At 73.9% G+C, this 13058-nt stretch carries 13 protein-coding genes; 4 read left to right on the forward strand and 9 right to left on the reverse strand.

Going from position 1 to position 13058, the window contains the following annotated elements; all coding sequences use genetic code 11:
- Positions 1–281 precede the first annotated feature (281 nt).
- Entirely contained in the window at positions 282–1091 is an 810-nt protein-coding gene (locus O7613_RS15605) for a DUF3097 domain-containing protein (RefSeq protein WP_282289150.1), read from the reverse strand.
- Between the two features lie 162 nt (positions 1092–1253).
- Between O7613_RS15605 and O7613_RS15610 the strand changes: the two genes are divergently transcribed.
- Entirely contained in the window at positions 1254–2048 is a 795-nt protein-coding gene (locus O7613_RS15610; protein ID WP_281587676.1) for a hypothetical protein, read from the forward strand.
- Positions 2049–2111: 63 nt separating this feature from the next.
- Here O7613_RS15610 and O7613_RS15615 read toward each other — a convergent pair whose 3' ends face one another.
- From O7613_RS15615 to O7613_RS15645, 7 genes are all read right to left on the reverse strand, one after another.
- Positions 2112–2891, reverse strand: a complete 780-nt coding sequence (locus O7613_RS15615; protein WP_281587674.1) for an HAD-IIA family hydrolase — start codon at positions 2889–2891, stop codon at positions 2112–2114.
- Positions 2892–2927: 36 nt separating this feature from the next.
- Positions 2928–3959, reverse strand: coding sequence for a ferrochelatase (locus O7613_RS15620; protein WP_282289151.1), 1032 nt, complete (start codon positions 3957–3959; stop codon positions 2928–2930).
- A gap of 135 nt (positions 3960–4094) precedes the next feature.
- The gene (fabI, locus tag O7613_RS15625) at positions 4095–4862 is read right to left on the reverse strand and encodes an enoyl-ACP reductase FabI (protein ID WP_281587671.1); all 768 of its coding nucleotides are present in this window, start codon (positions 4860–4862) and stop codon (positions 4095–4097) included.
- Positions 4863–4886: 24 nt separating this feature from the next.
- Positions 4887–5591, reverse strand: a complete 705-nt coding sequence (locus O7613_RS15630; RefSeq protein WP_281587670.1) for a beta-ketoacyl-ACP reductase — start codon at positions 5589–5591, stop codon at positions 4887–4889.
- Positions 5592–6159: 568 nt separating this feature from the next.
- The gene (locus tag O7613_RS15635) at positions 6160–7110 is read right to left on the reverse strand and encodes a VWA domain-containing protein (protein WP_282289152.1); all 951 of its coding nucleotides are present in this window, start codon (positions 7108–7110) and stop codon (positions 6160–6162) included.
- Positions 7107–8066 (reverse strand): DUF58 domain-containing protein, encoded by a 960-nt coding sequence (locus O7613_RS15640; RefSeq protein WP_281587668.1) that lies wholly within the window; start codon positions 8064–8066, stop codon positions 7107–7109. Before O7613_RS15640 ends, O7613_RS15635 begins: the two co-directional genes overlap by 4 nt.
- A complete protein-coding gene (locus tag O7613_RS15645) occupies positions 8045–9127 on the reverse strand; it encodes a MoxR family ATPase (protein ID WP_282294549.1) in 1083 nt (360 codons plus the stop codon). The genes O7613_RS15640 and O7613_RS15645 overlap by 22 nt, the downstream gene beginning before the upstream one ends.
- Before the next feature lie 264 nt (positions 9128–9391).
- Between O7613_RS15645 and O7613_RS15650 the strand changes: the two genes are divergently transcribed.
- The 3 genes from O7613_RS15650 to O7613_RS15660 all read left to right on the forward strand — a co-directional run bounded on the left by O7613_RS15650 (position 9392) and on the right by O7613_RS15660 (position 11844).
- A complete protein-coding gene (locus tag O7613_RS15650; RefSeq protein ID WP_282289153.1) occupies positions 9392–9622 on the forward strand; it encodes a hypothetical protein in 231 nt (76 codons plus the stop codon).
- 49 nt (positions 9623–9671) lie between these two features.
- A complete protein-coding gene (locus O7613_RS15655; protein WP_281587665.1) occupies positions 9672–10199 on the forward strand; it encodes a PH domain-containing protein in 528 nt (175 codons plus the stop codon).
- A gap of 115 nt (positions 10200–10314) precedes the next feature.
- Entirely contained in the window at positions 10315–11844 is a 1530-nt protein-coding gene (locus O7613_RS15660; RefSeq protein ID WP_282289154.1) for a PH domain-containing protein, read from the forward strand.
- Positions 11845–11941: 97 nt separating this feature from the next.
- On the opposite strand, the gene O7613_RS15665 is transcribed toward O7613_RS15660, so the two are convergent.
- On the reverse strand, positions 11942–13000 hold the full coding sequence (locus O7613_RS15665) for a phosphatase PAP2 family protein (RefSeq protein WP_282289155.1): 1059 nt from the start codon (positions 12998–13000) through the stop codon (positions 11942–11944).
- Positions 13001–13058: the final 58 nt, after the last annotated feature.

Below are 13058 nucleotides of genomic sequence, written 5' to 3' on the forward strand. Positions count from 1 at the left end.
GGCGCGCCGACGTGCCGCGCCGACCCGCCGGGACGAAGGACCGCGTCTCCGGGCCTACAAACTTGATGACACCGATGACTCACACCTCTGACCGATCCACGCCACCGAACCCGTAGCGCCCCGACAGCTCCACCGCACCGCGGCCGGAACCGAGCCGCGAACCCGGCACCCGACGGGCCGGGGGCGACCGTGCCCGGCGCAGGGATCAAGCCTGACCGCCCGGAGCCGGGCACGGTCGCCCCCGGCCCTGACCGCAACCACCCCCGACAGCAACCAAACCACTACGGCGAGGTGACGAAATCGATCAACCGCTCCATGGCGTTGATCAACGGCGTCTCCACGTCGGCGAAACTGTCCACCCGGGACAGGATGTGCCGCCACATGTCCGCCGGCTCGGCCACCCCGAGCGCGGCGCAGACGCCCTCCTTCCACGGGCGTCCGGGCGGCACCACCGGCCACGCCGCGATGCCAAGCGCCGACGGCCGCACCGCCTGCCACACGTCCACGTAGGGGTGCCCGGTGACCAGCACGTGCGGCGAGGTCACCTGGGCCACGATCCGGCTCTCCTTCGAGCCGGGGACCAGGTGGTCGACGAGCACGCCGAGCCGCCGGCCCGGGGCGGGGGCGAACGCGCGCACCTCGGCGGCGAGCGCGTCGATGCCGTCCAACGGCTCCACCACCACGCCCTCGATCCGCAGGTCGTCGCCCCAGATCCGCTCGACCAGCGCGGCGTCGTGCACGCCCTCCACCCAGATCCGGCTGGCCTTGGCGACCTGCGCGCGTACGTCGTGCACGGCGATCGAGCCCGACGCGGTGCGGCGGCGGGCGGCGGGGGCCGGGGCGCGGACCGGGCGGCGCAGCGTGACCGGCCGGCCGTCGAGCAGGAACGCGGCGGGCAGCAGCGGGAAGTTGCGCCGCCGCCCGTGCCGGTCCTCAAGCACCACGGCGCCGGAGTCGAACCCGACCACCGCGCCGCAGAACCCGGAGTCGGCGTCCTCGACCACCAGGTCGGGCTCGGCGTCGACCTCGGGGGTCGCCTTCCGCCGTCGCCAGTCGCCCGCCAGCACGTCCCCGTCGTATCGCCCAACCATGGCGGCCACGCTAGCCACCGCACCCGGCGTGTCGCTCGCCGACGCGCCAGGCGAGCCCACATCCGTCGCCACGAAACGGTGCGAAGGGGGTAGTTGGGGGCAGGCCACGCCACTGGAGCGGCAGCCGAGACAGCGGCGGCGGCCACCACGTACCCTTTCCGCATGTCCTCCCCCGCAACGGGCGCGGCCACGCTGGCTGCCCGCCGGTCGAGCCGGTTCGTCGCCTGGGTGCGTGCCTGGCGCGCCGGCCTGGTGCCGTTCGACGAGGTCGCCGACGCCATCGCCGGCGACGAGGAGCACCTCGTCGCGGACGCCCCCGGCACTTGGACCGACGTGTCTCTGCGGGAGGCGTTGCCCAGCCTGGCCAAGCACTCGCCGGACGAGATCCGCCTGGTGCTGCCAGCACCGGGCGACCCGCGCGGGCTGCCCGGGCCCGGCGAGTTCGCCGGGGCGGCGCTGGTGGCCGGCGAGGCCGTGGTGGCCAGCGGGCTCGGGCTGGTGCCCGAAGTCCGCACGCACACCTCGGGCTCGGGCATGACCTGGGAAACCGTGCTCTGGCGGGTCCACCCACTGCCGGCCGACGCGCCGAAGGCGTCCCTCACCACGCCGGGCGCGGCGGAGGCCGAGGCCGAGCTGGCCGTCGCGCTGGCCGAGACGACCGCGGCGCTGACCCGGCTGGACGTCGCTCAGTGGCGACCCGAGCTGGCCGGCGCGCTCGCCGCGCTGCGCCGCCCCGACGGCGGCACCGACCTGCCCCCCGGCTTCGACCCGCGGGCGCGCCGCCTGTTCGCCCGCGCCGCCGTGCTGGACCGGGTGCTCGCCCTGGCCGGCGAGAGCGCGCCGGGCGGCGCGGTGAACACCTACGAGGCGCAGCAGCGGGACGCCGCGCTGCGTCCGCTCACCACCGCCTGCCGGCAGGCCCTGGTGGCCGCCTGCAACGCGCCGCTGCGGCCGTAGCGGACCGACTCACCGTCGTGGCCGTAGCGGACCGACTCACCGCCGTGGCCGTGGCGGACCGGCTCAGACCTCGTCGATCAGGTCGGCCACCGAGCCGACGATCCGGGACGGCCGGTACGGATACCGTTCGGCCTCGGCCCGGCTGCTGATCCCGGTGAGCACCAGGATCGTCTCCAGCCCGGCCTCCAGCCCGCAGAGGATGTCGGTGTCCATCCGGTCGCCGATCATCGCGGTCGACTCCGAGTGCGCGTCGATGGTGTTCAACGCGGAACGCATCATCATCGGGTTGGGCTTGCCGACGAAGTAGGGTTCCACGCCTGTCGCCTTGGAGATCATCGCCGCCACCGAGCCGGCCGCCGGCAGGGCGCCCTCCACCGAGGGGCCGGTGGCGTCCGGGTTGGTGCAGATGAACCGGGCGCCGTCGTCGATCAGCCGGATCGCCTTGGTGATCGCCTCGAAGCTGTAGGTGCGGGTCTCCCCCAGCACCACGTAGTCCGGGGCGAAGTCGCTCAGCACGTATCCCACCGCGTGCAACGCCGTGGTCAGGCCGGCCTCACCGATCACGTACGCGGTCCCGCCCGGCCGCTGGTCGGCCAGGAACTGGGCGGTGGCCAGCGCGGACGACCAGATCGCCTCCTCCGGCACGTCCAGCCCCATCCGGGCCAGCCGGGCCTGAAGGTCACGCGGGGTGTAGATGGAGTTGTTCGTCAGCACCAGGAACGGCTTGCCCGAGGCGCGCAGCCTCTTGACGAACTCCGGCGCGCCGGGCACCGGCTGCCCCTCGTGCACCAGCACGCCGTCCATGTCGGTGAGCCAGCTCTGCACCGGCTTGCGGTCATGCATCGTGTCCGTCCCTGGGATGTCGGTGGTCGGTCGGACTCAGGGCCGGCGAGCCGGGGGTACGCAGCACAGCGCCGGGCAGGTGTCCCAGGCCGGCAGCTCGCCGAGCCGGCGGCGCAGTCGCTCCCCGTCCGGCGCGATGCGCTCCCGCACCAGCTCGCGGACCATCGCGACGAACCGCGGGTCGGTGCCCGGGGTGCCGGCGCGGACGAAGTCCAGGCCGAGCTGCTTCGCCGTCTCCAGGGCCTCGGTGTCCAGGTCCCACACCACCTCCAGGTGGTCGGAGACGAAGCCGATCGGGCTCACCACCACGCCGGTCACGCCCTGCGCGGCCAGGTCGGTCAGGTGGTCGTTGATGTCCGGCTCCAGCCACGGCACCTGCGGTGGGCCGGACCGGCTCTGCCAGACCAGGTCGTACGGCAGGTCGGGAGCGGCGGCGGCGTGGACCAGCCGGGCGGTCTCCTCGAGCTGGGCGGTGTACCGGCCGCCGTGCGGGCCGGCGGTGGCGGCGGCCGAGGCCGGGATCGAGTGCGCGGTGAAGACCAGCCGGGTGGTGTCCCGCCGGGCCGGGTCGAGCTGGGCCAGCGCGCTACGGACCGCGTCGACGTGCGGCTCGACGAAGCCGGGGTGGTCCCAGAACTGACGCAGCTTCTCGATCGACGGCGCGTCCGGACCGACCGCGGCCCGGGCGGTGGCGATGTCCTCCTGGTATTGCCGGCAGGAGGAGTAGCCGCCGTACGCGCTGGTGACGAACGCCAGCGCCCGGGTGATCCCGTCGTCGCGCATCCGTGCCACCGTGTCGGCGAGCATCGGGTCCCAGTTGCGGTTGCCCCAGTAGACCGGCAGGTCGACGCCGTTGGCGGCGAAGTCGTCGCGGATCGCCGCGAGCAGGTCGCGGCACTGCCTGTTGATCGGGGACACGCCGCCGAAGTGCAGGTAGTGCTCCGCGACCTCGGCCAGCCGCTCCGGCGGCACGCCCCGGCCCCGGGTCACGTTCTGGAGGAAGGGGAGCACGTCCTCGGGCCGCTCCGGGCCACCGAACGAGACCAGCACCAACGCGTCGTACGCCATGGCCTCTATTCTTCCCCGCCCGCCGTGACGCCCGTGCGACGCCCCCTGCTCAGCGCGGTAACGCCTCCGCTGCCGGGTGTTAAGCGGGGCCCCTTCCTATACCGGAAACGTTAAGAAGGGGCCCCGCCTTACATCTCAGGCGCCGATGGCGTGGTAGCCGCCGTCGACGTGGACGATCTCGCCGGTGGTGGCCGGGAACCAGTCGGACAGCAGCGCCAGGCAGGCCCGGGCCGCCGGCTCGGAGTCGGTGAGGTTCCAGCCCAGCGGGGCGCGTTCGGTCCAGGCGTCCTCGAACTGGTCGAAGCCGGGGATGGACTTGGCCGCGATGGTGCGCAGCGGGCCGGCGGCCACCAGGTTGCTGCGGATCCCCTGCTTGCCCAGGTGCAACGCGAGATAGCGGGAGGCGGACTCCAGCCCGGCCTTCGCCACGCCCATCCAGTCGTAGACCGGCCACGCCTTGGTGGCGTCGAACGTGAGGCCGACCACGGCGCCGCCCGCGGACATCAGCGGCAGCGCCGCCATGGCCAGGGACTTGTACGAGTACGTGGACACCTGCAACGCGGTCGCCACGTCCGCCCACGGTGCGTCGAGGAAGCCGCCGCCGAGGCAGCTCTGCGGGGCGAACCCGATCGAGTGCACCACCCCGTCCAGCCCGTCGACGTGCTCGCGGACCCGGTCGGCCAGGCCGGCCAGGTGCTCGTCGTTGCTGACGTCCAGCTCGATCACGGGCGCCGGCTCGGGCAGCCGCTTGGCGATCCGCTCCACCAGGGAGAGGCGGCCGTAGCCGGTCAGCACGACCTGGGCGCCGTTCTCCTGGGCGAGCTTCGCCACGGAGAACGCGATCGAGGCGTCGGTGATGACACCGGTGACCAGCAGCCGCTTACCGGCGAGAAGTCCGGACATTGCGCAGTTCCTCCGTGCTCGTGATCAGTGGCCCATGCCGAGACCGCCGTCGACCGGGATGACGGCGCCGGTGATGTAGCCGGCGGCGTCCGAGGCGAGCCAGGTGACGACCGCGGCCACCTCCTCCGGCTCGGCGAACCGGCCGGCCGGGATGGCCTTGCGGTATGCGGTGCGGCGTTCCTCGGGCAGCGCCGCGGTCATGTCGGTGTCGATGAAGCCGGGCGCGACCACGTTCGCGGTGATGTTGCGCCCGCCCAGCTCACGGGTGATCGAGCGGGCCACGCCGACAAGTCCGGCCTTGCTCGCGGCGTAGTTGACCTGGCCGGCGCCGCCGTAGAGGCCGATCACCGACGAGATGAAGATCATTCGGCCCCACTTCGCCCGCAGCATCTTCGTCGACGCCCGCTTGGCGACCCGGAACGAGCCGGTCAGGTTGGTGTCGAGCACCCGGGTGAACTGTTCGTCGGACATCCGCATGAGCAGCGTGTCGTCGGTGATGCCGGCGTTGGCGACGAGCACCTCGACCGGGCCCAGCTCGGCCTCCACGGTGGCGAACGCGGCGTCCACCGACTCCGCGTCGGTCACGTCGCACCGCACCCCGAACAGCCCCTCCGGCGCGTCCCCGCCGCGATGGGTCACCGCCACCCGGTCGCCCTGCTTGGCGAAGGCCAGCGCGATGGACAGGCCGATCCCCCGGTTTCCGCCGGTCACCAGCACGGTACGGGCCACGGGTCCCCCTCTGCTCAGCCGATCTCCCAGTCGGTCGGAGCCTAGGGGTTACCGACAGGTAAGCGCTAACCCGCCCGGGCCCGCCGCCCCCGTCGACCAGGGCCACCGTCGACCGGTCGGCCGCGCGCGCGGCACGTCCGTCCCCGGTGTACGATGATCGCGTCTGCGGGCCGGTCTGCGCCCGCGTTCCGGGCCCCGCCGACCGCAGGAGGTGATCGCTGTGCGAGATAGCGATCCTCCCAGTCGTGGCCGGGCCCACCGTCAGCCCCGCTGAGCCACGGCTCGGTCGACGCGGCTGACCCGCTTCCCGCCCTCCGCACCGCATCCGCTCCCCGGCGACCACCGCCGGGGGTGGCCCTGCCGCGCGGCGGAGCACCCGGTCACGACTTCGTGTGCGTCTTTCCCGCGTCCCCCCTCGCGGCCCGCCTCACCGGGCCGACCGTCGCCACGGAGCACAACCATGAGCCGTTACGCCGCACCGCTGGGATTCACCCTCGCCGCCGTCTGGGTGGCGGTCCTGTTCGTGCTGGCCGGTGGCGGTCACTGACCGCCACCGGCCCGGCCCGGCTCAGATCAGGCGCGACGTCCAGAGCAGACTCAGCCCACCCGCGCAGAGCGCCAGCAGCAACGCGATCCCGGCGTACCACTGGATGATCTCGCGCGGTTCCGTGCGGTAGCCGATCGAGCTGCCCATGTCCTGATAGACCTGCTTCAGCTCGTTCACCGAGGCGGCCTCGTAGAAGAAGCCCTGGGTGGTCTCCGCCAACTGGGACAACGCGGTGCGGTCCACCGGCACCCGCTGGAGCTGGCCGCCGATGTCCACCTGACCCGAGTCGGTGCCGAACGCGATGGTGGAGACCGGCACGTTCGCCGCCTGCGCCGACGCCGCCGCCTCCTCCACCGAGCGGCCGGAGGTGCGGTAGCCGTCGGAGAGCAGCACGATCCGGGCCGGCGGGATGCCCGCGGCGCCGTCGGCCGGCACCGACCGGATCGCTTCCAGGCAGGTGAACACGGCCTCGCCGGTGGCGGTGGCCTCGGCCAGCACCAACCCGTCGATGGCGGTGGTCACCGCGCCCCGGTCCTTGGTCGGCGGCACCAGCACGTTCGCCGACTTGGCGAACGACACCAGCCCCAGGTTGTAGCTCTCCGGCAACTCGCCGACGAACTGCTTCGCCGCCTCCTGCGCCGCCTCCAGCCGGTTCGGCGCCACGTCGTCGGCCTGCATGGACAGTGACACGTCGATGGCGAGCATCACGGTGGCCCGTTCCAGTGGCTCCCGGGTGTCGATCGCCGGCCGGGCCAGCCCGGTGGCCAGCACCAGCAAACAGAGCAGGAACGCGGTCGCCGCCGCGTGCCGGCGCCAGCCGAGCCCCTTGGGCGCGACGGTGCGCAGCAGGTCGACGTTGGTGAAGCGCAGGGCGTACCGCCGGCGGTGCAGCTGCCGCCAGACGTACGCGGCGGCGAGGGCGAGCACCGGCAGCACGGCCAGCAGCCACCACGGTTGCAGAAAACGAATCATCGGGTCGTCCCTCGGGTGCGGGCGTGCCGCTGCGCGGCGACGAAACGCACCATGTCCAGCAGCCAGTCTCGGTCGGTACGCAGGCGCAGGTGGGCCGCGCCCGCGGCGCGCAGCTCGGCGGAGATCGCCCCACGCTGGGCGGTCGCCGCCTCGGCGTACCGGCGGCGCAGCCCCGGATCGGCGGTCTGCACCTCGTGCAGCTCGCCGCTCTCCGGATCGACCACCGGCAACACCCCCACGTCGGGCAGTTCCAACTCTCGCGGGTCGACCACCTCGACGGCCAGCACGTCGTGGCGGACCCGCAGCTTACGCAGCGGACGGCCCCACTGCGCCGGGGGCGAGAGGAAATCGGAGATCACCACCGCCACGCCGCGCCGCCGTGGTGGCCGGTTGAGCATGTCCACGAGCGCGCCGAGGTCACCGCGACCGGGCCGGATCTCGGCGCCGGCGACGGCCCGCAGCAGCCCCTGTGCCTCCTTGCGGCCGGCGCGGGCGGGCAGCCGCAGCAGCCGCCCCGGCCCGCCGGCGGTCGCGCCGGTGCCGACCACCGCGCCGATCCGGTTGCCGCCGCGCACGGTGAGGTGGGCAAGCGCGGCCACGGCGGCGACCGCCACGTCCCGCTTGAGCCACCGTCCGGTGCCGAAGTCGAGGCTGGCCGACAGGTCGACCGCCAGCCACGTCTCCAACTCCCGGTCGGCCACCGTACGCCGCACGTGCGGCATCGTGGTGCGGGCGGTCACCGGCCAGTCCATCCGGCGCACGTCGTCGCCGGGGCGGTATTCCCGGGACTCCCCCGCCTCGCTGCCCGGGCCGGGCAGCAGGCCGGCATAGTCGCCCTGGAGCAGCCCGTCCAGCTTGCGGGTGACCATGAGCTGGAGCCGGGCCAGCGCGGCGCCCGAGCGGTCACCGGTGGCCGGCAGCCGGGTGGGCGGGGTCACGGCCGCTGCCCGGGCCATCCGTTGTGCGGCACCGCGGGTGGTGGCGGGGTGGCCTGCTGGCGGGGCGCGACCGCGGGCAGCGGGATGGTGGACATCACCCGGTGCACGACGTGGTCGGCCGGCACGTCGTCGGCGAGCGCGTCATAGCTGAGCACCAGCCGGTGGCGCAGGATGTCCGGCGCGATGTCCTGCACGTCCTGCGGCAGCGCGTAGTCCCGGCCGCGCAGCAGCGCCAGCGCGCGGGTGGCCCGGACCAGGCCGAGCGAGGCGCGCGGGCTCGCGCCGTACTGGATGAGCTGGGCCACGTCGGGCATGCCGTGCTCGGCCGGGGCGCGGGTGGCGAGCACCAGCCGGACCGCGTAGTCGACGAGCGCGTTGTGCACGAAGACCTGGTCGGCCTTGCGCTGGAGCGCGATCAGCTCGGGGGTGTCGAACACCCGGACGGGCGCGGGCGGGGCCACGCCCATCCGGTAGACGATCTCCCGCTCCTCGGCGTCGGTCGGGTAGCCCACCACGATCTTCATCAGGAACCGGTCCCGCTGCGCCTCCGGCAGCGGGTAGACGCCCTCCTGCTCGATCGGGTTCTGGGTGGCCATCACCAGGAACGGGTCGGGCACCCGGTGGGTCTCGCCGCCGATGGAGACCTGCCGCTCGCTCATCACCTCCAGCAGCGCCGACTGCACCTTGGCCGGGGCCCGGTTGATCTCGTCGGCGAGCAGGAAGTTGACGAAGACCGGGCCCAGCTCGACGTCGAACTTCTCGCTCGACTGCCGGTAGATCCGGGTGCCCATGATGTCGGCGGGCACCAGGTCCGGGGTGAACTGGACCCGGGCGAAGGAACCGCCGACGACCTGGGCGAGCGTCTCCACGGCGAGGGTCTTGGCCACCCCGGGCACCCCCTCCAGCAGGCAGTGCCCCCGGGCCAGCAACGCGACGAACATCCGCTCGACCATCCGGTCCTGGCCGACGATCACCCGTTTGATCTCGAACAGCGCCCGCTCCAGCAGCGTGGCGTCCTGCGCCGGGGTGGTGCCCACCGGGGGTGCGGCGTCCGGCGCCGCCTCGGTCGGGTTCGGCACGTCGGGCGTGGTCGGCTGGGCCACCGGTCCTCCACAGCTGGGTCGTCGTCGCGTCGTGGTGCGTGTCAAGACTGTCATGCCTCGCTGAGAGCGGAGGGTGGGAGAGGCACGTTTTCCGCCCCGCCTCGGCAGTCGCGCGCAAAACGCTGAACACGGGTGGACAACAAGGGGTCCGGCGCGTGTACGATTCACCCCGTCGCCGGGCGGCTCCCCCCGTGGCCGCCCGGCGCTAAAACTCCCGGCGTGCGGCCTAGACTCGCCCCGGTGACCACTCCCCACCCTGACGACGACGCGCTTGTCTGCTCGGCGCGTGGGTGTCGCGCCCCTGCGGAGTTCCAGTTGCGCTGGCAGAACCCCCGGCTGCACAACCCCGACCGGCGCAAGATTTGGCTGGCCTGCCCGACGCACCGCACGTCCCTGGGCGACTTCCTCGACGCGCGCGGCTTCCTGCGCGAGGTGGTGCCGCTGCCCGGATCGCCTACGCTCGAATCGTGAGCGAGCAGACGATCAGGCCCCGCGCCGGCGAACACGACGGTCCCCCTCGGTGAACGGTGACGACCTCGCCGGCCGGCCCACCACCCCGCCCGGCCCGCTGGAGCCCTGGCCGGAGACGGTCTCCTGGCAGCCGATCTCCCGCGACCTGATCTGGGTGGAGCTGATCCGGCTCGGCATCGGACTCGCCGTGGCGCTCGTGGTGCTCGGCGCCGCCTGGGCGTTCTCCGGGCACTGGCTGCTCGGCGCCGCCGTCGGCGTGGCGCTGCTGCTGTCCGCCTGGCGCACGATCACCATCGTGCGCGCGGTCCGCGCCTGGGGGTACGCCGAACGCGCGGACGATCTCCTGGTGCGCCACGGCCTGCTGGTGCGGCGGCTCTCCATCGTGCCGTACTCGCGGATGCAGTTCGTCGACGTGAGCGCCGGTCCGCTGGAACGCGCCTTCGACCTGGCCACCGTGCAGCTGCACACCGCCGCGGCGGCAAGCGACGCCCGGGTCCCCGGCCTGCGCCCGGCCGAGGCGTCGCGCCTGCGCGACCGGCTCACCGCCTTGGGCGAAGACCGGGCGGAGGGCCTGTGAGCGCGAGGAGTGAGCCGGGTCTGCGAGCCCCGCAGTCGCGAACGAACGCCAGCCCTGTGAGCGCGAGGAGTGAGCCGGTCCTGCGAGCCCCGCAGTCGCGAACGAGGGTTCTCCGGTGAGCGCTCCGGACGCGCCACCGCCGCCGGAGGAACGGCCGCCCCCGCCGGCCGGCCCGGGACCGGTGACGAACGGGCAACCGTGGCCGCCGGCGCCGGGGTACGGCCCGCCCGGCCACGTACCGCCGCCCGGTCAGCCGGCTCAGCCGTGGCCCGGGCCGGTGCCGCCCGGCGCCTGGGGGCCGCCGCCGGGCCAGCAGGCCCAGCTTGGGGGGCCGGCGGGCGGGGAGGAGCCCCGGCAACGGCTGCACCCGCTGAGTCCCGCGCTGCACGGCGCGAAGTCGCTGGTCGTGGTGATCGCCGGGCTCTCCTGGTCGACCCTGTCCCGGGTCGGGTTCGGCTGGTTCGCCGCGCTCGTCGCGGTCTTCGTCCTCGGCGCCACCGTGCTGTCGGTGATCAGCTGGTGGAACACCGGCTACCACGTGGTCGGGCGGGAGTTGCGGGTGTACGAGGGGCTGCTGTGGCGGCGTACCCGGGCCATCCCGTTGGAGCGCTTGCAGGCGGTGGAGGTGGTCCGGCCGCTGCTGGCCCAGCTCACCGGGCTGGCGGAACTGCGGCTGGAAGTGGTCGGCGGCGGCAAGACCGAGGCGCCCCTGGCGTACCTCGGCGTGGCCGAGGCCACCGCGCTGCGCCAGCGACTGCTCGCCGTGGCCGGGCGGGCCCCGGCGCCCGCGACCGCGCCCACCGACGGCGGCGTGCCGGCCGCGCCCGCCCCGGCCGGTCGCGAGCTGCACGTCGTACGCAACCAGGATCTGCTGGTCAGTCAGTTGCTCACGCCGCAGGCGTTCCTGCTGCCGGTCGGCGTGGCCTTCGTGGTGGCCCAGTTCCTGTCCGAGGGTTCGTGGTCGTTCATCGCGGTGGCCAGCACGCTCACCGCGATGGCCGGCGTGGTGCTGCAACCGATCCGCCGGGTGCTCGACGACTGGAGCTTCCGGCTCGACCGGGACGGCGACACCCTGCGGGTGCACAACGGGCTGCTGGAGACGCGGGTGCAGACGGTACCGCTGCACCGGGTGCAGACCGTCGGGGTGACCTGGCCGCTGTTCTGGCGGGTCAAGGGCTGGCTGCGGCTGCGCCTGGAGGTGGCCGGCTACTCGGCGGGTGAGCCGGACGACCGGAACCGCCCGGACCGGCTGCTGCCGGTCGGCGACGCCGGCACCGGGAAGCTGGTGGTGGCGGAGGTGCTGCCCGGCGTACGGCTGGACGCGCTGCCCGGCACGCCGCCGCCGCCGCGGGCCCGCTGGCTGCGCCCACTGAGCCGGGCGGCGGTCGGCGCGGGCCTGGATGAGCGGGTCTTCGTGGCCCGTTCCGGGCTGCTGACCCGCCGGTTGACGCTGGTGCCGTACGCCCGGATCCAGAGCGTGCGGGTCACCCAGGGCCCGGCGCAGCGGCGGCTGCGGCTGGCCACCGTGCACGCCGACACCGCAGGCGGGTCCGGGGCGGCGGCGGTCGACCGGGACCTGGCCGACGCCTGGGAGCTGGCCGCGGAGCTGACCGCGCGATCCCGGTCCGCGCGCCGCTCGGGGTAAGGCGGGGCCCCTGCTTAACGCCTCCGGTATAGGCGGGGCCCCTTCTTAACCACCAGCCCCGCCCCCGCGGGTGCGGGGCGGGGCGGGGTGGGGGCGGTCAGCGGCGGTCGGCGGGGATGGCGTCCTGATCGGCGGTGAGGGCCGTGTCCGGGCCGGCGGCGGGGGCGGTGACGCCGGTCACGGCGGCCGGCGTGTCGTCGTGGCGGGCCCGCCGGGCTCGCCACCAGCGCTCGGCCAGGCCGACCACCAGGAACGTCATCCCCACATACGCCCAGCCGACAAGCACGTCGATCAGGTAGTGCTCGCCGCTGTAGATCAGCGTGAACGTCATGGCCAGCGGGTACGCCAGCAGCAGCGGCCACCACCGCCGGCGCACCGAGCGCAGGAAGAACAGCACCACGAACAGCGCGAACGCGGTGTGCAGCGACGGCATGGCGGCCACCGGGTTGGAGGCGATCTGCCCGGCGTTGAGCAGGTTGCCCGCGCCGTGCATGCCGATCTCCTTCCAGCCCCGGGTGGAGATCCGGGCCACCTCGGTGAGCAGCCCGTTCTGTGCCGCCCACCACGGCGGGGCGGCCGGGTAGACGAAGTAGGTGACCAGACCGGCCGCGCAGAGGAAGCCCCACCGGGCCATGTAGCCGACCCAGCGTGCCCGGTTGCGCATCCACAGCACCGCAGCGGCGGCGAGCGTGGCCACGAAGTGCGAGAAGTAGATCCAGCTCACCAGCACGTCCCACCAGCGCACCTGGGCGGGGTCGTAGAGGTGCTGCTGGAGCCAGACGGTCGGCACCTCACCGCCGGTGGCCCACCCGGTCAGGAACCGGTCGGCGACGATCAGCTCCATGGCGTGCGGGGTCGCACCGTTGTCGGCGAACCCGCGGGACAGGTTGTACGCGGCGAGCAGCAGCACGACCGGAATCCAGTCCCGGGCGAAGCGCAGGTGGCTGCGCCACGGCCGGGCCGAGTTCCAGGCGACCGTGCCGGCCCAGATCCACAGGAACGCGTACGCCGGGTCGGTGGGTAGCCCGATGGCGAACCAGGCGGCCACGAACGCGATGCCCCAGACGGTCATCGCGATCACGCGGCGACGCCCGCCGTCGGGGGACACGGTCGGTCCGGCGGGGGCGGGGGGCGGAGGATCTGTCAACACGGCCATCGCGGACTAGGTTAACGGCGGGCGACGGGCGGGCCGACGCCGACCGTCGGAGCGTCGG

This window comes from Micromonospora sp. WMMD975 (genome assembly GCF_029581215.1).
Lineage (GTDB): Bacteria > Actinomycetota > Actinomycetes > Mycobacteriales > Micromonosporaceae > Micromonospora.

What these genes read in the sequence shown, in the direction of transcription:
- O7613_RS15640 (WP_281587668.1), bottom strand. Translation starts at nt 8,066, where the DNA reads ATGGCCCGGGCAGCGGCCGTGACCCCGCCCACCCGGCTGCCGGCCACC.
- fabI (WP_281587671.1), bottom strand. Translation starts at nt 4,862, where the DNA reads ATGTCCGGACTTCTCGCCGGTAAGCGGCTGCTGGTCACCGGTGTCATC.
- O7613_RS15620 (WP_282289151.1), bottom strand. Translation starts at nt 3,959, where the DNA reads ATGGCGTACGACGCGTTGGTGCTGGTCTCGTTCGGTGGCCCGGAGCGG.
- O7613_RS15665 (WP_282289155.1), bottom strand. Translation starts at nt 13,000, where the DNA reads ATGGCCGTGTTGACAGATCCTCCGCCCCCCGCCCCCGCCGGACCGACC.
- O7613_RS15635 (WP_282289152.1), bottom strand. Translation starts at nt 7,110, where the DNA reads ATGATTCGTTTTCTGCAACCGTGGTGGCTGCTGGCCGTGCTGCCGGTG.
- O7613_RS15615 (WP_281587674.1), bottom strand. Translation starts at nt 2,891, where the DNA reads ATGCATGACCGCAAGCCGGTGCAGAGCTGGCTCACCGACATGGACGGC.
- O7613_RS15610 (WP_281587676.1), top strand. Translation starts at nt 1,254, where the DNA reads ATGTCCTCCCCCGCAACGGGCGCGGCCACGCTGGCTGCCCGCCGGTCG.
- O7613_RS15605 (WP_282289150.1), bottom strand. Translation starts at nt 1,091, where the DNA reads ATGGTTGGGCGATACGACGGGGACGTGCTGGCGGGCGACTGGCGACGG.